This window comes from Mesorhizobium sp. WSM4813 (assembly GCF_055811555.1).
On record NZ_JBVVQU010000016.1, the window covers coordinates 98,349 to 118,899 of the forward strand.

Annotated in this window: 16 protein-coding genes; 7 read left to right on the forward strand and 9 right to left on the reverse strand. The window is 60.8% G+C overall.

Annotation, left to right across the window (positions count from 1 at the left end; all coding sequences use genetic code 11):
* Positions 1-65: 65 nt before the first annotated feature.
* Complete coding sequence (locus AC0L25_RS11745; protein ID WP_473595633.1) at positions 66-1,061, reverse strand: sterol desaturase family protein; 996 nt, start codon at positions 1,059-1,061, stop codon at positions 66-68.
* A 238-nt stretch (positions 1,062-1,299) separates the two neighbouring features.
* On the reverse strand, positions 1,300-3,207 hold the full coding sequence (locus AC0L25_RS11750) for a heparinase II/III family protein (protein ID WP_473595634.1): 1,908 nt from the start codon (positions 3,205-3,207) through the stop codon (positions 1,300-1,302).
* A gap of 116 nt (positions 3,208-3,323) precedes the next feature.
* Between AC0L25_RS11750 and AC0L25_RS11755 the strand changes: the two genes are divergently transcribed.
* Complete coding sequence (locus AC0L25_RS11755; RefSeq protein ID WP_473595635.1) at positions 3,324-4,565, forward strand: glycoside hydrolase family 5 protein; 1,242 nt, start codon at positions 3,324-3,326, stop codon at positions 4,563-4,565.
* A 204-nt stretch (positions 4,566-4,769) separates the two neighbouring features.
* Here AC0L25_RS11755 and AC0L25_RS11760 read toward each other — a convergent pair whose 3' ends face one another.
* Positions 4,770-4,964, reverse strand: coding sequence for a hypothetical protein (locus AC0L25_RS11760; RefSeq protein WP_473595636.1), 195 nt, complete (start codon positions 4,962-4,964; stop codon positions 4,770-4,772).
* On the opposite strand from AC0L25_RS11760, the gene asnB reads away from it, so the two are divergent.
* Positions 4,954-6,780: an asparagine synthase (glutamine-hydrolyzing) gene (gene asnB, locus AC0L25_RS11765; protein WP_473595637.1), complete on the forward strand. Its 1,827-nt coding sequence runs from the start codon at positions 4,954-4,956 to the stop codon at positions 6,778-6,780. The two genes, AC0L25_RS11760 and asnB, sit on opposite strands and share 11 nt — an antisense overlap.
* A 95-nt stretch (positions 6,781-6,875) precedes the next feature.
* On the opposite strand, the gene AC0L25_RS11770 is transcribed toward asnB, so the two are convergent.
* On the reverse strand, positions 6,876-7,994 hold the full coding sequence (locus AC0L25_RS11770; protein ID WP_473595638.1) for a glycosyltransferase family 4 protein: 1,119 nt from the start codon (positions 7,992-7,994) through the stop codon (positions 6,876-6,878).
* Positions 7,995-8,148: 154 nt separating this feature from the next.
* Here AC0L25_RS11770 and AC0L25_RS11775 point away from each other — a divergent pair, with 154 nt between their 5' ends.
* Entirely contained in the window at positions 8,149-9,588 is a 1,440-nt protein-coding gene (locus AC0L25_RS11775; protein ID WP_473595639.1) for a lipopolysaccharide biosynthesis protein, read from the forward strand.
* Positions 9,589-9,695: 107 nt separating this feature from the next.
* Here the strand turns inward: AC0L25_RS11775 and AC0L25_RS11780 are convergent, their stop codons facing one another.
* The 3 genes from AC0L25_RS11780 to wecB are packed head-to-tail and all read right to left on the reverse strand — an operon-like array spanning position 9,696 to position 12,980.
* Positions 9,696-10,499 (reverse strand): WecB/TagA/CpsF family glycosyltransferase, encoded by an 804-nt coding sequence (locus AC0L25_RS11780; RefSeq protein WP_473595640.1) that lies wholly within the window; start codon positions 10,497-10,499, stop codon positions 9,696-9,698.
* On the reverse strand, positions 10,496-11,833 hold the full coding sequence (gene wecC / locus AC0L25_RS11785; protein ID WP_473595641.1) for a UDP-N-acetyl-D-mannosamine dehydrogenase: 1,338 nt from the start codon (positions 11,831-11,833) through the stop codon (positions 10,496-10,498). The genes AC0L25_RS11780 and wecC overlap by 4 nt, the downstream gene beginning before the upstream one ends.
* A complete protein-coding gene (gene wecB / locus AC0L25_RS11790; RefSeq protein ID WP_473595642.1) occupies positions 11,826-12,980 on the reverse strand; it encodes a non-hydrolyzing UDP-N-acetylglucosamine 2-epimerase in 1,155 nt (384 codons plus the stop codon). Before wecB ends, wecC begins: the two co-directional genes overlap by 8 nt.
* Before the next feature lie 530 nt (positions 12,981-13,510).
* Between wecB and AC0L25_RS11795 the strand changes: the two genes are divergently transcribed.
* The gene (locus tag AC0L25_RS11795; RefSeq protein ID WP_473595651.1) at positions 13,511-14,623 is read left to right on the forward strand and encodes a glucosamine inositolphosphorylceramide transferase family protein; all 1,113 of its coding nucleotides are present in this window, start codon (positions 13,511-13,513) and stop codon (positions 14,621-14,623) included.
* A gap of 18 nt (positions 14,624-14,641) precedes the next feature.
* On the opposite strand, the gene AC0L25_RS11800 is transcribed toward AC0L25_RS11795, so the two are convergent.
* The gene (locus AC0L25_RS11800) at positions 14,642-15,907 is read right to left on the reverse strand and encodes a VpsF family polysaccharide biosynthesis protein (RefSeq protein WP_473595643.1); all 1,266 of its coding nucleotides are present in this window, start codon (positions 15,905-15,907) and stop codon (positions 14,642-14,644) included.
* A gap of 29 nt (positions 15,908-15,936) precedes the next feature.
* Entirely contained in the window at positions 15,937-16,233 is a 297-nt protein-coding gene (locus AC0L25_RS11805; protein WP_473595644.1) for a hypothetical protein, read from the reverse strand.
* On the opposite strand from AC0L25_RS11805, the gene AC0L25_RS11810 reads away from it, so the two are divergent.
* From AC0L25_RS11810 to uxuA, 3 genes are all read left to right on the forward strand, one after another.
* Positions 16,232-17,677, forward strand: coding sequence for a GumC family protein (locus AC0L25_RS11810; protein WP_473595645.1), 1,446 nt, complete (start codon positions 16,232-16,234; stop codon positions 17,675-17,677). The genes AC0L25_RS11805 and AC0L25_RS11810 overlap by 2 nt on opposite strands.
* 8 nt (positions 17,678-17,685) lie before the next feature.
* Complete coding sequence (locus AC0L25_RS11815) at positions 17,686-18,792, forward strand: glycosyltransferase (protein WP_473595646.1); 1,107 nt, start codon at positions 17,686-17,688, stop codon at positions 18,790-18,792.
* Positions 18,793-18,952: 160 nt separating this feature from the next.
* Complete coding sequence (uxuA, locus tag AC0L25_RS11820) at positions 18,953-20,161, forward strand: mannonate dehydratase (RefSeq protein ID WP_473595647.1); 1,209 nt, start codon at positions 18,953-18,955, stop codon at positions 20,159-20,161.
* Positions 20,162-20,551 lie beyond the last annotated feature (390 nt).

Below are 20,551 nucleotides of genomic sequence, written 5' to 3' on the forward strand. Positions count from 1 at the left end.
GCGATCCGCCGAACGGACAACTTCCAGGCGCTCTGCGCTCGAAGCGTCAATCGAAACAATGGTGTTCATGAAGTTGAACGATCCTGTGGCTGTGCGATGACATCGGGACGCCTCTGGAACAGTCTGGCGACATGCCCCCCCATCTTCTTGAGCGGCAGGATGTAAAGCCCAAAGAGCGATTGATAGTCGCGCACATCGCGATCGATCAGGCCAAATTTGAGGTCTTCATCCGGATCCGGGACGAACTGTGTCCCGAACAGGCGGTCCCAGAACGAAAACAGCAGGCCGAAATTCTTGTCGTAGTGGCGAGGGTCGATGCTGTGGTGCACCTGGTGCCAGTGCGGACACAAAATGATGTTGTTCAAGGGGCCGAAGGAAATTTTGAAATGGGTATGGCGAACAAAGTCCATCATCAGGATGTTGCGGATGACATAGACGTTGATGCCGAAAATAGCGATCTCTACCGGATCGAGCGCGATCAGGCTCCAGATGCCGAAGCAGATGCCCGGGATGACGCCGTCCCAAATACGGTTCATCAGATCGTCCAGCGGATGAACCCGATCCTTTGTGATTCCCACCATCACTTCGGCCGAATGATGCACTTTGTGCAATTCCCATAGGAACGGGAAGTGGTGCTGGGCGACATGGTAGAGATAATACGAAATGTCGTAGGCGATCAGCATGGTTGCGGTGAAGATGACGATCGTCACCGGTCCGGCCGGGCCGTCGATGAGCGGCGCCTGGATATCAAGGAGCCAGCCGATTGCCTGGTGCGTCCCATAGCCGACGGCGGCAACGAAGGTGACGCCGGCAGGGATGAGCAGGAAAGGCATTATCGCCCGTTTGGTGACCCAAAATAGGACATCCGCTCGCGCCGACGGGTGCAGGATGACTTCCGCCGGGAAAGCGAAATCGAAAAAGTCCCTGAGGGACTTATGCGCGACAGTTCGCCAGTAAGCGATCACCGCGCTGCCCAGTGCCGTGAAAAAAAGCAGGCCGAGCGTCAGCAGATTGAGGTTCGAGAGCTTTTCCACAATCACTCTGGCGAATTCAGAAAACATCGGTGCAGTGGCTCCTGGGCCGTAAAATGGCTATCCGGCGAATTGCGAAGCAAAAAACTTGCCAAACCCACTGCATGTTGCCGCAACCAGGTGGCTATTGCGGCTGCAACGAGCAAAAGCATGCCGGATTTGCGCCAGACTAGCAGTTCAACCGTAACAAAACGCTAAATGTCGGAACGTAATTAATCTCGAATACGGCCGGAACAGCGGATGGCCCGCTCTGGTGCAGCGCCGATCGCTATCGTTGCGGCGGGGAGATTGCCGCGAGATGGATCTCAATTCCGTCTTCGCCCACTTCGCCGCGCCAGGCGATGCGTTCGGCTGGCTGCCTCGCGCCAAAACGCGGTGAAACCCAGCCGCCCTGCCCCGGTTTGTCGCCGCCGGCGCGGATGTCGACCGCTGCGTCCGGAAACCGAATGGTCATCAGCGGCTCGTCGTCGCGCAGCACTGTGATCGCGCTTCCGTCCCGGTTGGTGCCGAGGCCGGCTGCGAGTTGAAAGACGACCTCGGCCACGCGCCTGCCGCCGAGCAGTTGGTCGGTCACGACGATCCCGTCGGCCAGGTGCGTCACGGTGCGCTGATGCACGACACCGAAGCGGCTTCTATACCCGTCATGCCGGGCGCGCAGCTTCCAGTGCGTTCCCGGCTCGCTCTCCACCAATGCCGCCACCGCTTTGTGCGACCAGTTGAACATCCCGGCGATGATGCTTTGGCTTTTGCCCTCGACATTCAGCGTGTTATGCGCCGGTGTCGAGCGGAACCAGTCGCGCCAGACGCCCCCGGAACCGTAGAGCCAGGTGCCGGGGTCGACCAGCACCGGCTCGCCATCGATGCACAAGGTGAGCGACAGCGCGTCGGCATGGCCGTGAGCCGCTATCGATAGATAGCCGAGCGGACCGTGGTCGAATGTCAGATCGATGCTGCGGCCATTCAACTCACCGCGCCACACGGAGAGCCCGCCTTGCGTGAACGTTTGCAGCCCATGCGTTACCGGTGCCGGCCCCGAGGGCGTGCCAAAGAAAAGCGCACGAAAATCGTCTGGCTCCGCCGCGTTGCCCGGCATCCGTAAAAAGCCATAGATGGCGGCGGCGACGGATCGGAGGTAGTCCGGCTCGTCCCCGAGCGTCAGCACGCGACCTTCATCGTTGTCGCCAAAGCCGGCGGCTGGTGGGAGCCAGCCGACGAAATCGGCAAATGCGGCCAGACGCGCTTCGACGGGCGAGGGAAATGGCTTTCCGGCCTGGCGTGCCGCAGCGGCGCACAGCAAAATGAGTTCGGCGGTGAAGGCCGCATATGTCGGGGTCTGCTCGGCACCGGCACCATCGGCGAGAATCTGCTTGCACGCCTCAGCCAGGAGGGCGCCGCGGACAGCGTCGGATTCGGTTCCCAACGCCAGGCCGATCAGATACTCGCCAGCCAGTTCTGCGACGAGATGGTTGTTGGCGGAGGAAAATCGAGAAGGGAACCGCGGCAGCCAATAGGCGCTTGCCGCCAGTATTTCACCCACTTGCTGCCATGTCGCCGGGCCCAGTCGGTCGCCGACGAGGTCCATGGTGACAATCAGGCTGATGGCACGCAGCGCTACTTCGATGCCGGAGGCCCAGCCAACCCCTCGAAACGGCGGATTGGCTGAATGCCAGCTGTCGATCGCCGCCTCTATGGCCATCCGGGACTGGTCGTCGCCGGCGAGAAGCAGGTGGACGGCCAGTGGCGGCAACTGCTGCAGCCGGTTGATCTCCCACACATATTTTACGTCGCCGCGATCGTCGCCATGGCGAAAATCGATATCGAAAGTATGGGCTTCGGGACCCGGCCAAAGCCTGCCGGTCACCGGATCAAGGCGCCAAAGCTCGGGAGGAAACAGCCGATCGGGATCGCGCCGTGGCCATGTCCGCCCGAGTGCGGAAAACTGGCCCCCAAGCGTGTTTTGCGCCGCCGCCGCTATGGCTTGCCGTTGTTCCGGTGTCGCAGCCAGCGCAGCATCGCGCGATCCACGCAGCACCGGGTGCAACTGGGGCGAAGCATAGCGCTCCCAGCCGTCGTCGCGGCCGCGCGAAGCGATCCTTCGACGCTGCTCGCCCAGCCGGTGCAACACCTCAGCCGGCTCCATGCTGCGCAACCGGTTGATGTACCAGCCGATTCTCATACGCGCTCCGCCAAGGTTCGATTCTTATATACCATGCTGTCGAAAAGCCGCGCGACCGCAATCCTCCTTTTCCGATCCTGCGGTTAATATCTCCGACCATGATACGGAGAGTGGCTATGGGAAGGATGGCGTGGGTTGCAGCGTGGGTGCTCGGCATGGCGATAGCTGCCAATGCTGTGCCGATCCCGCTCCAGCGCGGCGTTGGCGTGCATGAATGGCTCAACTGGTCGCCGGTAGAGGACGATGGATCCTATAATTGGCCGCCCTATCGCAGCGAGAAGGAGTGGCGCGCTGGACATAGGCCGCTCACCGATTGGCCGGATGGCGAAGTGTTTGCGCGCATTCGATCGATGGGCTTCGACTTCGTCCGGCTGAGCGTCGACCCGGGCCCTCTGCTTGCCAGCGAAGGCGCCAGACGGCAGCAGGCGCTGGACATACTTGCCGCAGCGGTCGAGCGGGTCACGTCGGCCGGCCTTAAGGTGGTTTTCGACCTGCACGGCGTCACCCAGGTTCCGGCCTACAGCATGGAGACGATCTATGACGGTGCCGACAGCGAGGGCGTTGCCAGCTATCGCGAAATGGTCGTGGCGGTCGCCACCATGCTGGTCAAGATTGGCACCGACAAGGTAGCCCTCGAGCCTTACAACGAGCCGGCATACTACCCCTGCGATTCGAGCGGGAGCGACGACTGGCAGCGGATCATGGCAGACACGGTCCGCGATATTCGCGCAGTCAGCAGCGAACTCACCATCGTCGCAACAGGCGCCTGTGGCGGCAGCATTGCCGGGCTGGTCAATCTCACCCCGGGCTTTGACGATCCGAACCTCTACTACAGCTTCCATATGTACGAGCCGCACAGTTTCACGCACCAGCGGCCCGACGGGACAGGCGCCTTCGCCTCTGGCCTGCCCTGGCCGGCCGACAGCAGTACGCCCGAAAAGGTGACCGAAACCCTTAAGGCGCAGATGGACGCCGCCGGCCTGAGCCCGGTCGAGCAGGTGATGAACATGGTCGCGGCGCGTGAAGCAATCGCCCGGTATTTCGAGCAGAATTGGGGCCCGAGCCAACTCGAGGCGAGCTTCCGTCAGGCGGTCGACTGGGCCGCGGCCCATGGCATTCCCAGCAGACGGCTCTTCATGGGCGAATTCGGCGTCATCCTCATGTCTACGGACGGCCGCATGGGCGCGTTCGACGCTGATCGGCTGCGCTATCTCAAGGCGGTGCGCCAGCAGGCGGAACGCTTTGCGATACCATGGTCCGTCTGGGAATTCTCCAATCCCTATGGGATGACCGTTATCCGGCAGGAAGGGCCTGCTGTCCCGGACTCGGAGATGTTACGGGCACTGGGCTTGCCATAGCTGCCATTACCGCTCTTCGCGGATGAGCAGCCGGGCGGCAACGCCAATCCTCTTACTGTCACCTAGGATCGGGATCGGTCAGCCTCGTTAAATTGCGTCTGGCCGGCATTCTTGCTGGCGATAACGCAACGGCAAGAGCTACCGCCTCCGGCGGCAACCGCCGGTGGCACGTCATTCAGGACCGGCAGAGCCTGATCGAACCGGTCAAGCCCGCCTTTGAACCACCTTGGCGGCTTTCTCCTCGCGATCCGGTTCGTCGGCAACCAAGTGTTTAATACATTCGTCGTAGACAGCGACGCGAATACGCGCGCCCAGGGAAGAGATGATGTGCGGAATTGCCGGCTGGATCGGGCCGAGGGTCGAGAATCCACAAGATCGGGCCGCCAGAATGTCCAGCACATTGCGGCATCGTGGTCCCGATGCCGAAGGCATCGAGTTCTTGGACTTGAACACCGGCCAGAACCAATTGGCATTGGTGCACCGCCGGCTGGCGATTATTGATTTAAACGCCGAATCAAATCAGCCGATGCATATCGAAGACGGCCGCCTCAGAATTATCTTCAACGGTGAGATATACAACTATATCGAGTTGCGCCAGGAACTGATCGGCCTCGGTCATCATTTTCGAACGCGCTCCGACACCGAGGTGCTGCTCAGAGCTTATGATCAGTGGCACTTGTCCATGTTCGACCGGTTGAGCGGCATGTTCGCTTTTGCGCTCTGGGATGCTCAGAGGCACGAATTGATCCTCGGCCGGGATCCCTTCGGCAAAAAGCCCCTTTACCTCATGCAAAGCGAAAAATTGCTGTCCTTTGCCTCAGAGATCAACGCGTTGTTGTCATCGCAGCCAAATGCGCAGCAGCTCGATTTGGACGCTGTCCACGAGTACCTGCGCTGGCGTTACGTGCCTGGACCGCGCACGCTTTTCAAACAAATCCGCAAACTGAACCCCGGAAGCTATGCCGTTTGGTCGCAAGGGACCGTGACGGAAACGCGCTACTATACGCCTCCGGATCAAACAGATCTGACCGAGGATATCGACGACGAAACCGCAAAGCGGCGATTTCTGGAACTGCTCGACCATTCCGTCGAGATCAGAATGCGCAGCGATGCACCCTTTGGCGCCTTTCTCTCCGGAGGCCTCGACTCGTCAGCGATCGTCGCCCTGATGACCAAGCACAGCGACAAGCCCATTCGTACATTTTCGGTCGGTTTCAGCGAACCGGCTTACAGTGAACTTCCATTCGCCCGACGCGTCGCCGATCATTTCAAGACCGATCATTGCGAATTGGTCATTGAGGCGGACGACCTGATTGACCACCTGCCCAATTTGATTCGCCATCTGGGGGCGCCTGTTTCACAAAGTTCGGACATTCCAATTTACCTGATGTCTGAGCGAGCCTCGCAGGACGTCAAGATGGTGCTCACAGGGGAAGGGGCCGACGAGATTCTCGGCGGGTATCCCAAACATCGCGCAGAGTCACTGGCTGGAATCTACCGGTCGCTCGTTCCAGCCTTGCTCCACAACAACCTCCTCGCCCCTCTGATACGCGCCATGCCTGGCGCATCGGCCAAGTTCGATACATTTGCCCGAAGCGCCGGCGAAAGGGAATTTGCCACCCGGATGATCTCCTGGTTTGGGGCCATGACAGCGCGGGAACACGGTCGCCTCATCGGTGCGCCGGCCAATTGCCGCAATGAACGCAACGATTTCCCGTTCTCCTCAAGCGCGAAGGCATCCCATCTTCGCCGCGCACTGTTTTTCGATCAGACATCGTGGTTGCCTGACAATCTCTTGGAACGAGGCGACCGGATGATGATGGCCGGTTCAATCGAAGGAAGAATGCCGTTCCTCGATCGCGATCTGGTTGCGTTCGTCAGCAAACTGCCCGATCACTACAAGGTGGGTTGGCGGAAGGGTAAGCTGATCTTGCGCAACAGCATGGCCAACATGCTTCCTGAGGAAATTCTCAACCGCCGCAAGATCGGGTTCAAGGTGCCCGTCGCCGAATGGTTTCGCGGGTCGATGAGGAACTACGTGCACGACCATCTTTGCTCCTCTCATTCCGTCGTTCGCAGCTATTTGAGCGCGAAACACCTTGATCAAATCGTCTCGGAGCACACCAAGGGTGCCGCGGACCACGAAAAGCTAATATGGGCGCTGTTGAATTTGGAGATATTCCATCGCGAGTTCGAGCTTGGAGCGCCGCAGTGACGCCAGTGGGATCAATATCGCGCTCGACCCGCAGCTGCTCGTCATAGGCTCACCTGCGCACTCGCAAGCTCAGCGTCCACGTTTACAGGATAGCGTCAGCGCTTGATCGATTGAGCCTTTAACGCGACCGACCTCCAGATGTCGCAGATCGCGCCGACGAACGGTGCGAGCTCAAGCCGCTCTCGATGCACGGCCATCGCGGCAGCACCAAGCCTGGCTCTCAATGCCGGATTCTCGACCAGCCGTGTCAGCGCCTCGGTCAACGCCGCAACATCGCCGGGCGGCACCAGCAACCCGGATTGCTCGTTGGTGATGATGTCCTCCACGGCGCCGACAGGCGTCGTCACTACCGCGAGACCTGCAGCCATGCCTTCGATGACTGAGACGGGCAGGTTTTCGGCAAAGGAGGGCAGCACCAGAATGTCCGCCGAAGCGATCAGCGAAGCGACCTCGTCAGGCCCGACCCAGCCAGGAAGGGTAATGCGCTCGGCGAGGCCCAGTTCGGCCGTTCTCATCCGTGCGGCCTCGACGTCGCCATCGCCGGCGATCGTGGCGCGCCAACTCTTGCTCGGCTCCATGCGGTGCAGTGCATCCAGCAATTGCGGGACGCCCTTACGGTCGCCGATGCGGCCAAGGAACAGGATATGGACATGATCGCCGCCACCGACATGCGGCAAGGATGGAACCGCCGTGGCGTTGGGAACGATGACAATTTTGCCGGCCGCCCCCGGTGCCCGGCTGGCGACGAAGTCGCGCCAAAGCCCGCCCAAGACGATCACCTGACCGGCACGCTCGAACAGCGCTTCGATGCGACGGCTCATGAAACCGCGATCGTCTTTCCAGAATGTCTCATACTGCGCCCCATGCAAGTGCAGGACATAGGATATCGACAGCAACCGTGCGCAGGCAGCGATCACCATCTTGCGATAGGTGCTGCCGGAAACTGATATATTGATGTGAATGACATCGGCGCGCTTCGCCAAACGCGCCGCGACCATCCGCAAGCAAAAGTCAACCATATAGAAAATCGAAAACGCGACATGCCCCGGGCCACGGCTGGCAAGGAAGCGTACATCGATGTCGGCGATCTCCTGCCGCTCGAACTCCTGCTTCAGCGCCCCCATGATGCGGTCGATGCCTCCCTGCCCCGAAACGCCCGAGGGCGTCGCGACAAGGACGTGGACTTTTCGATTGTGAACCAGACGCTGCAACATGACTCCATTTCGGAACGACAAAGCAAAGGTTTCAAATAGGGTTTACGACGAATCCGTTAGTTCAAACTGAATCTGTTCACCCTTTGCCGCCATCGCGCTGGATTTTCCGCCGGTCGACGGTTAATCGAAGGTGAATTTCTCCGGGGACAACCCTTTGCTGCTGCGCTCCACGCTCATCTATGCCCCGGCGATCCTGCTGACGCGGATTTCCGCGCTGCTCCTGCTGGTCATCGTGACGCGGTTGATCGATCAGACCGAGTATGGCCTGCTGACCCTGGTGGTGACCGTCGGCGAAATGACCGACGTTGCCGTCACCAACTGGCTGCGCATCGCTTTGCTCAGGCTTGGCGGCAAAGGCGACGTCAGCCGCGGCAGCCTGATGCTGGCCGGGCGGGTGTTGCTTGCCAGCACGGCGCTGGCGCTGATTATATCCGTGGCCGCCTCCGCAGTGATCGTGCCGGAGCGCTGGATCGAGTTCGCGACCGCCGTCTGCAGCTATCTGATCGCCGGTTCCATCGGCCGCTTCGCTTTGACGGTGCTGCAGATGCAGCAGCGTCATTCGGTCTATTCGATGCTCGAGTTCTTGCGCGCCGTGCTGCAACTCGCGCTGCCGATCGGCGCCATCGTCCTGTTTCAAGATTCCTTTCTGACGGTATCGCTCGGCTCAAGCCTCGGTGTGCTGATTGCCGGTATCGTGGCGGGCCTAATGGCATCCCGACGCGTCGTTGCCGGTCCGCCACGCTTCACCCAGAAAGAGTTCTTCGTCCTCGGCGTGCCCCTGGTCATCATGGCGCTGGTAGGCTTCGGCCTGCACAGCGCCGAGCGTGTGTTCCTCAAGATCTATTACGATGCCGGCGCGGTGGCGATCTTCGCTGCAGCCTATGCGCTGGCCCGCCAGCCCATCGATATGGTTGCCAACTCCATCAACATGGGCGCCTTTCCCGAGGTGGTCAGCCGGTTCGACGACGATGGGCCTGCGGCATCGGGCCAGCTGCTGTCGCAATTGATGGCCTTGATGATCCGCCTTTGCCTGCCGGTCGCAGCAATGCTGGTCGCACTCAGCAGCGATATCACGCAGCTCCTGCTGCCCTCCGAATATCACGGTCGTTTCGGCCTGCTCTTTCCGATCATCGCCTTCAGCGTGCTGTGTGCCAATCTCGCGAGCTTCGTCTATGGCACGGTCGTGCACGCGCACAAGCGGCCGTGGCTGCTGATCATCGCCAATTCCTTCGGCTCGGTGGCGACAATCGCACTGTCCGTGTTGTTGATCCCTCCGATGGCGGAGGTCGGCGCTGCTTTGGCGCTGGCGGGCGGATCGCTGGCAGGCCTTGTAGCCTGCATCATCATCAGCGAACGGCTCACGCCGGTGCCGGTGCCATGGCGCGACATCGGCGTTTCGGTCGTCATCTCGCTTAGCACCGGGCTGGCCGCCAGCCTTGCCAGCGCTCTACTTCGCGATATGCCGGCCATCTTCCCGCTCGTCGCGGGCGGCACCGCTGGCGCGGTGGTTTTCTTCGGGCTGACCTGGCTGTTTTATCCCGCCGCCGCGATGCAATTCGTAGCCAAGCTGAGGGCGCGGTTATGGCTCGCATAGACCTGCGATGATATCTTGAATCCGGGTGCCGTGGTCCTGAAAAGCGGTTCCGGCGTCGGACCGATGCTATAGCCCCCAGGCGGCCGCCCCGTTTGATGGGGTAATCGTTATAGATCGATCTTTCGGCGTCCCCGACGATCCCATAACTCCCGGCACAGCAGCGCTGCGTAGGCAGTGTTGGTGTCATAGTAACGGCGCCACAAGCGTCGCGGCTCCTGTGCCACGCGAAACAACCACTCCAGACCGGCCGCTTGAACCAGTTTTGGCGCCCGGGCAACCTTGCCGCCATAGACATCGAAACTGCCGCCCACGCCCATAACAAAACTCGGGGTGAGTTCGTCACGATAGCGCTTGAGAAAGCGCTCCTTGCGCGGCGTCGGCATCGCCACCAACAGGCAGTCGGCCCCCGAAGCATTGATCGCCTTGACGATGCCGACCTCGTCTTCCGGCTTGAAATAGCCATTGCGCATGCCAGCGACGACGAGGCCCGGATGATCCCTGGCAAGTCGCATTCTAACCGCATCGAGAACGGATTGTTCGGCGCCCAGGAGGAAGGGCTTGAAACCACGATTCGCGCAGAGGCTCAGCAGATTGATCATGATGTCGACACCCGCTACCCGCTCAGGAAGCGCGACGCCGCAAAGACGCGCCCCCCAAAGCACGCCGATGCCGTCGACGTTAATCACATCCGCCGTCGCAACATCTTCCCGCAGCTCGGTATTGTTGCGCATGTTCACAAGTTTGGCGACATTCACGACCACATGATGCAGCGGCCGCCGCAGGGTCATCGCCTCATCGGCGATGGCCAGCGTCTCAGCCATGGTCAACGCATGGATCGGCGCGCCAAGGAATTCCCGGCGCCGCGACGCCAACAGGCGATGCTGCGCCCATGCTGGGTCGTGCGCGTTCATGCGGCCTCCTCTGCACTTGCAGGAAGTGCTAGGTGTTCGAGCGCTGATTTCTTGCCTTCGATGCGGGCGTCGGGCTTGCGTGCTTTGCGCCAGGTCCACAAACCCCTTGTGTCGATGAGCTTCTTGTCCTTGAGCGCTTCGGGATCAACCAGATTGAACTGCCGATGGTCGACCAGCAGAACGACGATATCGCACTGGTCGATGGCGGAAAGCGCATCGGTGAAGACGATGCCTTTACCCTCGAGTTCATGCGGCAGCCTATGTGTGTTGGGTTCGGCCGCGATGATCTTCAGGTTGGGAATATCTGACAAAAGTTTCACCACCTCGACAGCCGGACTCTCGCGCATATCGTCGATATTGGCTTTGAAGCTGAGGCCAAGACAAGCGATCGTCTGCTTGCGGGAAGGATCGAGCAGGGCTTCTATATCCCTGACCACCGACAGGGGACGCTCGGAATTGATCCGGCGTGCCGAAGCCATCAGCCGCGTGCTGTTGGGCGCGGCGTCGATGATAAAATACGGGTCGACGGCAATGCAGTGGCCGCCAACGCCCGGGCTCGGCTGCAGGATGTTCACGCGGGGGTGCCGGTTAGCGAGATCGATCACCTCCCAGACGTTGAGCGACAGATCCTGGCACACTGCCGCAAGCTCGTTGGCAAAGGCGATATTGACGTCGCGGAACGCGTTCTCGGTCAGCTTCACCAGTTCCGCGCTTTCGGCCTGGGTCGTGAACAGGTCGCCGGCAACAAAGGTCGAATAGAGTGCCGCGGTGCGTTCCGACGACTTGCGCGACAGTCCGCCGATCGAGCGATCGTTGTTGATCAGCTCGGTAAGGACCTTTCCCGGCAACACGCGTTCGGGCGAATAGGCGACCAGGACATCGGCCTCTTCACCATGCCCCAGAGGAAATTTGAGATCGGGCCGCAACTCGGCAAGCAGTCCCGTCATGATGCGCGTCGTGCCGACCGGCGATGTCGATTCCAGCACCACAAGGTCTCCCCGCTTCAGCACGGAGGCGATGCTTCGTGCCGCCGCGAGCACATAGGTCACGTCAGGCTTGTGGTCCTCGGTCATCGGGGTCGGCACTGCGATGACAAACGCGTCCGCCGGCTGCGGCGTACTGAAAGCCCTGAGCTTGCCGTTGGCTACAACCTTCTGGATCAAACCATCAAGGTCCGGCTCGACGATGTGGATTTCGCCGCGATTGACCTTCTCGACCACCACTTCGTTGACGTCGACACCAATGACGTCGAGCCCACGACTGGCGAAGATGGCACAGGTCGGCAGGCCGATATAGCCCATGCCGATAACGGAAACGGTTTTGATCTCAGCCATGATGCAGCAATTCCTCAACGATCCGGTTACCGGCCCGGCCATCGCCATACGGGTTGTGTCGTTCCGCCATGCCGCGATAGGCGGCCTGATCGTCGAGCAGGCTGTTGGCATTCGACAGGATTTTTTGGATATCGGTGCCGACGAGACGGGCGGTGCCCGCCGCGATCCCCTCGGGCCGCTCGGTATTGTCGCGCATCACCAGCACCGGCTTGCCGAGCGAAGGCGCTTCTTCCTGCACGCCGCCGCTATCGGTCAGCACCAGATAGCTGTGCTTCTGCAGGAACAGGAACGGCAGATAATCCTGCGGGTCGACCAGGTGGATATTCGGCACGCCGCCCAGTTCTGCGTTGACCACCGAGCGCACATTGGGGTTTGGATGGACCGGATAGACGATCTGCACGTCCTCGCGCACCGCCAACCCCTTCAGCGCCGTACAGATACGATGGATGCCGCCGTCGAAATTCTCACGGCGATGACCGGTGACGAGGATCATTTTCTTGGCAGGATCGAGGAACGGGAAACGTGCGGCGAGCTTGGCACTCATCAACTTGTCGGCGTCGATCGCGCCGGAAAAATGCAGCAGCGTGTCGATCACCGTGTTGCCGGTCACGAAGATGGTGTTCGCAGCCTTTCCTTCGGCGATGAGATTGTCGCGTGCCTGGATGGTCGGCGCGAAATGCCACGTTGCGATATCGCCGGCAATCTTGCGGTTCAGTTCCTCCGGAAAGGGAGAGTTGATGTCGTGGCTGCGCAATCCTGCCTCGATATGGGCGACCGGGATGCGCTTATAGAAGGCCGCCAGAGCCGCAGTCATCGCCGTGGTCGTGTCGCCCTGCACGAGGACGATATCGGGCTTCGCATTCTCCAGCACTTCGGCCATGCCCAGCAGCACGCGCGAGGTCACGTCGAACAATGTCTGGCCGGGCTGCATGATGTTGAGATCGTGATGTACCGGCAGGCCGGTCAGTTCGATGACCTGGTCGACCATCTCGCGATGCTGGCCGGTGATGCATGTCTCGGTAACAAAACCCGGATGGGCAAGCGCGGCACGCACCACCGGAAAGCATTTTAGCGCCTCCGGCCTCGTGCCGAACACGATCAGCAGTTTTTGCCTGGACGGCAGTTTCGGATGTGAAAGGACGTTCATTGCTGATCCTGGTCGCCAGAAGGCGTCGCGACCTGCTGATTATTGGCCACAAGAGCTATAATAGCGGCAGAAGCCGCCCCGGTGACCTTAAATCTTAATATATGATTAACAGCCAAGCCCGCGTTCTCCCCGGTAACTCTTATGAAAGCCTAAACCGATAGGTATCCTGGCACAGTAGTCTTGAAAAAGAACATATTCGATTGACTAATATTTTAATTATCGGCCACACCGTCGGATCTCGGCGCTGGGAAAATGAGCTTCTGGTGCGGTTGAACGCAGCTGGTCACGTGGTTTCGAGTTGCCGCGCGCCTGCGCCTGCGCCGATCGCACGCGGACTGGATGTTGTGCTGGCGATCGAGAGCCGGCGCTTCGGTCCCTCATTGGCAAGCCGCTCCGAACCGTTGCCGTCTGGCGGTTCCGGTCCAGCCGACCTTGTAATAGATCTCACCGGCACTGCCGCACGACGAGGCACGCCGGTTCTGACGCTCGAATTTTCCGGCCACAGCACCTTCCCCGCCGGCGTGGCCGAGATGCTGGCGAGCGGGCGATTGCCCCAACTTGCCGTTCGCCTCAATGGGGCCACAGTCGCCCGGGGGCGGCCGATGCTCAGCGATCGGCTCTGGCTGTCTCGCAGCTGCAACGACCTGCTCGCCGGGGCCATCTCGCTGGTTGCGCAAAGCGTCGCCCGTTTTTTCGCGGGCGAACTTGTGCCGATTGCCGATAGCCCGGCGCCTATCTTGAGGAACGGCGGTTTTGTCCGGCATTATCCGCCCTTTTTCTGCAGGGGGTTGGTCGATCGCGCCGTGCAAAAACTCAGACTTGGACGGCGCCCCTTCTATTGGCAGGTTGCCTATCGGCTGATCGACGGGCCAGGTGTCGCCGAAACGGGGCGATTCGACGGTACGCCGTTCACCGTCCTCCCAGACGACGGCCAGCGATTCTATGCCGATCCATTCGTCCTCGAGCGCGATGGCCGCCACTATCTGTTTGTCGAGGAATTTCCCTACGCTACGGGTCGCGGGGTGATTTCTGTCGCCGAGTTGAGCGACGACGGCACCTTCGGTGTGCCGAGGGTGGTGCTGGAGGAAGCGCACCACCTGTCGTATCCGCAGGTGTTCGCTCACGCCGGCGAGATTTTCATGATTCCTGAAAGTGCGGCGGCGCGCGAGCTTGTGCTCTACCGCGCAGCACAGTTTCCCGATCGCTGGGTACGCGACACCGTGCTGATGACGGACAAGGATTTCAATGACGCCACGCTGCTCGAATCGGATGGGCGCTTCTGGCTGTTGGGGACGGAGCGGTTCGGTTATGGCAGCGCGTCGGATACGATGGCCGTCTATTCCGCACCCTCGCTACGCGGGCCGTGGATTGCGCACGGGTTCAATCCCATCGCCGTCGATCACTCGGCCGCTCGGCCCGGCGGCGCCTTTATCCGCCAGGATGACGCCCTGGTGCTGCCGGTGCAAAACGGGTCGAGAGCCTATGGCGGCGGTCTGGGGTTGATGCGGCTGGAACGGCTTGACGAACTCGATGTCCGTTTTGCGCCGCCTCGCCCGATCGGCCCGGGACCGGCATGGGCCCGAGCGGGCATTCACACGCTTAACCGCGCAGGCAATGTCGAGGTTGTGGATAGCGCGGGCTGACGCGTTTGGAATCTGTGCTTATCCAAGCCGATCCAGTTTTGGCTCGGATGCAGCCGTGGGCGACAATATGCTCGTCGGTTGGTTTCTATAGGCAAGTAGCAACACCACGATAATGGTGATCTCCGGCGATTTTGACGAGAGCGCGTTGTTCGATAGCGCAGCAAGCAGGAACGTTACCGTGCCGATCCATGCCGGCAGCGGCGCCCCGCGCAGCAGCCGGAAAATGAACCAGAATACTAGCACGATAAAGAGCACGGCGATGGGCAAGCCGAACAGCATGATGATGACCACCGGCGCGCTCTCGATGTAGGGCAGATGCAGCTTCTCGTTAACGATCGCCAGGAGGTCGTCGACATTCATGCCAAACAGGATGTCTTTCCAGCTAACAAGTCCGAACACCTGGTAAATCGTCACCCGAGCCATGAAATTTTCGTCAAAGATCGTGTTGCCGAAGCGATTCAGCAGCCCGCCCGAAAACAGTATGGCCACCAGCACCGCGCCGCCCGCCACGGCAAACAGCAGCACGATAGACTTGGCTTGCCGCTGGTGCTTGAGAGTCAGGCGCGGCCAAGGCACGAACATCAGCAGGATGAGGGTTTCTCCGGCAGCGAGCAACAGGGCGGCGCGGGCGCCTGATGCAGCACAGCCGACGAGCAATACGAAGATCGCCAGCACCCGCACCCATATGCGCCAGCGCGTCAGCGGTACGAACCCGATCACTGTGGCGCAGAGCGCGCCTAGGGCCAGCGGGTGCGCCGACAGGCCGATTGGCCTGAACTGCAGTTCGTTGAGACCGTAAGGCAGAAATCGATGTTGAGTCACCGCCTCTATCGTGCCCATTACAGCGCTGAGGATCACCATCCCAAGCACGACGTCGCCCAACGCCCGCCGCACTTGCGCGTTCAAGGCCAGCATCAATAGGCCTGCGGCGCCCGCCACCAGATAGGTATCGATGATGAACCCGGAGGAGCCCGCACGGCCGGTGATGAACAAATACGGCACCAGCGCGAAAATCAGCGCAGAATAGAGCAGCAAAGCCTTGAAGATTCCGATTTCGTCGCCCTGCAGCAGAAACGGTCGGCTGAAAAGAACCAAAGGAAGCAGCAGAAAGATAGCATAGGTGCCGAAATGCAGTTTCTCGTAGAATGAACCACCGTCGGCCGTATAGTCGACGACCGTGTTCATAATCTGCGGTGACACCGTGAAGCGGAGCAGGAACGCGAACGCAGCGCATAGGAAAAACAGAAGCGACAGCGCGTTCTGACGGCGCGCCTGGCTGGACAACAATCGTTCCAATGCGGCAGCGGGATAGCTCATGGCCCATCCAAGTGGGGGTATTCAAACGGCATTCTGGCCAACGAGATCCATTCAAAGGTCCGCCGAACGGACACGGTGCGTGACTCGGCAAAATATGCCAACTTGGAAAATGAGATGTTAACGATCTTTCTGTAGTGCTGGCCCGCGTAGCGAATAACAAGAGTTAGCACCATGTCCGCCGCTTCCGGCACAACCCCTCCCTCTGCAGCGGATTCCGATATCAGCGCACTCGAGCGGATCGCCAATGCGCGGCGCGCCAGCAGGGCAAGGCTGCAACAGGATGCCCCAGTCATGGCACGCACCTCCGGCCCTGTTACTCCGCCGACACCCGAGCCTGTCCCGACGGTGACGCTTGACAAGATCGGCGATTTTCTTGAGCTCGACTTTCGACGCCTGTTTGTCTGGCTGCGTGCCGGGCTCGTCGTGGCATTGATGCTGGCAGTGGCCGGCGGCGTCATTGGCGCCGCCTATGGGTTGCTGAGCAAACAGCGTTATACCGTTACGACGGAAATCCTCATCAATCCTGCCAATTTGCAGGTTGTGGAAAACGATCTCTACTCGCAACCGGGCCAGGTCGACAGCCAAATACTTAACGCGCGCAGCAAGCAGCGCATCTTGACCTCGGGCAACGTGCTTGCACGGGTAGTGGACGAACTCGGTCTGGCCAACGATCCGGAGTTTTTCGACCCGGACCAGAGCGCCTCCACGTCTGGTGCTGGAGCGAGTAGCGCCAAGTCCGATCCAAAGCTTATCGCCCAGAAAAGCCTGGCGGAGCGGGTCAGCGTCGCTGCAGATGAAACGTCGTTCGTCACAACCCTCTCTGTGTCGGCAGAAACCACCGGCAAGGCGATCCTGATCTCGCAAGCCATAGTGAAGGCGTTCCAGGAGGAACTGGCCAAGGCCGAAGCTGCTGGTGCCAGCCGTGCCGCAGCTGCTCTTGAGGGCCGGCTCGGCCAACTCAAGCGCGACTTGCAAGCGGCCGAAGAGAAGGTCGAGAGCTACAGGCGCAGCCATAACCTGTCCTCCAGCAATGGCCAGCTTGTCAGTTCGCAGACGATGACGCAGCTCAATAGCGAAATTGGAGAGGCGCAATCGCGCGTCATCGCTGCGCAGGCAAGTTACGACGCCTTGGTTGCTTCCGGCGTTAATGGAGCCAATCCTGACCCCGCGGTTTCGGCAGCACTCGCGGCACTGCGCGACAAAGCAAACGGCCTGCGGCAGCAAATCGATTCGCAGTCCATGACCTTTGGCCCGCGCCACCCGACGATTGTCCGGCTCAGGACAGAATTCGAAACGGTCAGTTCTCAACTCAGGGCGGAGTTCGCCCGCACGGTCGGCACGGCAAAAGCCAACCTGGACAAGGCCAACGCCTCATTGGCTTCTCTCACCGCCAAGATGAACGATCTGAAGAGCAGTGTTTTCACCGACAGCGAGTCCCAGGTCGCCCTGCGTGAGCTTGAACGCGATGCCGCCTCGCGAAGGGCGGTCTATGAAAGCTTCCTGTCTCGCTCGCGCCAAATCACCGAGCGCGAGCAGATCGACACCACGAATGTACAGGTGATTTCCACCGCGGTGCCGCCAAAGGGGCGCTCGTGGCCGCCCCGCACCCCCCTGATGGCAGGCCTGGGAGCTTTCGCCGGCTTTGCTCTAGGCATGCTGCTCGCCCTTGCCATGGGCATCGTGCGCGACGTGCGCCAACCGCCGAACCGATCAGGCATCGACGTCAGCCGAGCCTGAATCCAGGCATGGCGAAGCGCATTGTTTTTCACATTGCCAGTCTCAGGGGCGGCGGCGCCGAGCGTGTCTTCGTCCTCATGGCGAATGAATTGGCATCGCGTGGCCACGATGTCACACTCTTTACCTGGAACGCGGAAGGACCTAACGCCGCGCTGCGCTCTCCTGCCGTTCATCTGATCGATTTCGACCTTCCCATCCGGGGCGAGGGTTACGGCAAGTGGGCGACGCTGAAAGGCATCGTGCGAAGCGCACGTTTGTTCAACCGCCTTGGTCCGCATTCGGTCTATAGCGCCCCGGAATTTGCCAATCTGGTCGTGGCGCTGGCGCTTCTCTTGGCGCGAAGCCGAGCGCGGTTTTTTCCAAGCTTCCACGCAGCGGCCTCACTGCCTTCCAGCAGCCTCGGCGCGAGAATAGCGGTCTGGCTTTCCGCGCTGGTTGCAGCACGCGCAACCAAAGCCATCGCCGTCTCAGTGGGTGTCGGACGCGATATTGTGGCCCGCGGCTTCCCCAAATCCAAGGTTCTCGTGATCAACAACCCGCTGCCGCCGGCTGCGGCGCCGCAGAGACATTCCTATGCCTGGCAGGCAGAGTTGGCGACGATGGGCGATGGCCCGGTCATCGCCACCGCCGGGCGCCTGGTGCCGGTCAAGGACCATCGGACCCTGCTCCGAGCTTTCGCTATCCTGCGCGCCGGCCGCCGCGCTCGGCTTGTGATCTTCGGCGAAGGTCCGCTGGCTGCGGAGTTGCGCACCTATGCCCAGGAAGCTGGTATCGTCGCCGATGTGCTCTTTGCTGGCTACGTCAACGATCCCGCGGCCTGTTATGCCGCAGCCGATCTGTTCGTCCTTTCCTCGACGAGCGAAGGCTTCGGCAATGTGTTGGTCGAGGCCATGGCTGCTGGCGTGCCCGTAGTCTCCACAGATGCGCCGCATGGCCCGAGCGAGATTCTCGGGGACGGCCGTTTCGGCGCCTTGGTGCCGGTCGGCGATGCCGCGGCCCTGGCAAAGGCGATGGCTGATATGCTGGACCACCCCACTTCTGCCGCCATCCTGAAAAGCAGGGCAGCGGATTTCGAAGTTGAAAAGATCGGGGATCTGTACGAAGCGCTGCTTTAGCCAGGGAATTTCGCACTGGCGTCGATTGATGCCAGCCGCTATCGCCATTCGCGCCGACACCGCAATCTGATAGCAGCGATGAAGAGAAGCAGCGGGTCGGTCACCGCGGCGGGTAGCGGGCGGGCAGCCGCACGGCGATTCTTTTTAACGGAGTGTTCGAATGAGACATGTGTGGCGTTGGTTCGGCCCGGTCGACAAGGTGACGATCGCGGATGCGCGTCAAGCCGGGGCGCAAGGCATCGTCTCGGCGCTTCACCATGTTCCTCACGGAGCCGTCTGGCTGCCCGCCGAAATCGAAAAACGTCAGCGCGAAGTCGCGTCTTTGCCGGATGGAAGCGCAAGCGATCTAAACTGGGAGATTGTCGAAAGCCTGCCGGTTTCCGAAGCGATCAAGACGCAGGTCGGCGAGTGGCGCAGCCATATTGCCAACTACATTACATCGCTGGAAAACCTGGCGCGGGCCGGCATTTCGGTCATCTGCTACAATTTCATGCCCGTGCTCGATTGGACCCGCACCGATCTTGCCTGGCGCCTGCCGCATGGCGGCACCACCATGCGCTTCGATCTGATCGACTTCGCCCTATTCGACATCCATATCCTGAAACGCCAAGCGGCGCTCGGCGATTACACACCGGAGATCGTCTCCGAGGCGGAGCGCCGATACGCGCAGATGGATGACGGTGCGCGGAAGATCCTGGCAAGAAGCGTCAATTCCGGTCTGCCCGGCTCGACCGAAGACACGTCTCTCGACAGTCTCGCGGCTCAACTGTCAAGTTATGACCGCATCGACGCAACAACCCTGCGCCAGCATTTCGTCGATTTCCTGGCGGAGGTCGTGCCCACGGCCGAACGCCTCGGCCTGCGTCTCTGCTGCCACCCCGATGATCCGCCGTTTCCGCTGCTGGGCCTGCCGCGCGTCATGTCGACCGAAGCCGACTACAGGTACATTCTGGACGCAGTCGACAGCCCGGCCAACGGCGCGACACTGTGCACCGGATCGCTCGGCGCAAGACCGGATAATGATCTGCCCGGCATGATCGAGCGGATGGGACCAAAAATCCACTTCGCGCATCTGCGCAATGTGCGCAAGGAAGAAGCCGGCACCCCCTGCTCGTTCCACGAGGACGAGCACCTTGCCGGCGACACCGACATGGTGGCGGTGGTGGCGGCGCTGCTCCACGAGGAAGCGCGGCGTAAGAAGGAAGGACGCCCGGACGCCGTCATCCCGATGCGCCCCGACCATGGCCAGGATATCCTTGATGACCTGACGCGTGGGGCCCAGCCCGGCTATCCGGCCATCGGTCGGCTCAAGGGATTGGCCGAACTTCGCGGCGTCGAACATGCCATTCGAAAGTCGGCAACAGCTTAGCGCGCAGCCGGTCGGCCATCAGAGCGTCACGACGGTGCAGAACCTTTGATGGCGGAGCGAGGCGCCCCCTCTGTCCTGCCCTCTTTGCCAAAATTTGGCATCTCCCCCACAAGGGGGGAGATTGGCGGCTTGGCCGCTCCGCTCAATCCTGCAACTTAGACAATTGGCGAAAGCCGCGATGACGGCCGATCTCCCCCCAAGTGGGGGAGATGTCCGGCAGGACAGAGAGGGGCGCGAAGGATCACTGCAGATCAGCATTTATCCTGAGCCGCTGCATTGGGCGTTCCGCAGCCCTCCGGTTTGACCGCACGATGATAATGTCCTGAAGGTTCTGCAAAAAGCTTTGGAGAGAGAACAGCCGTTTCTCTGAGGCGAGGGGCGGCCATGGCA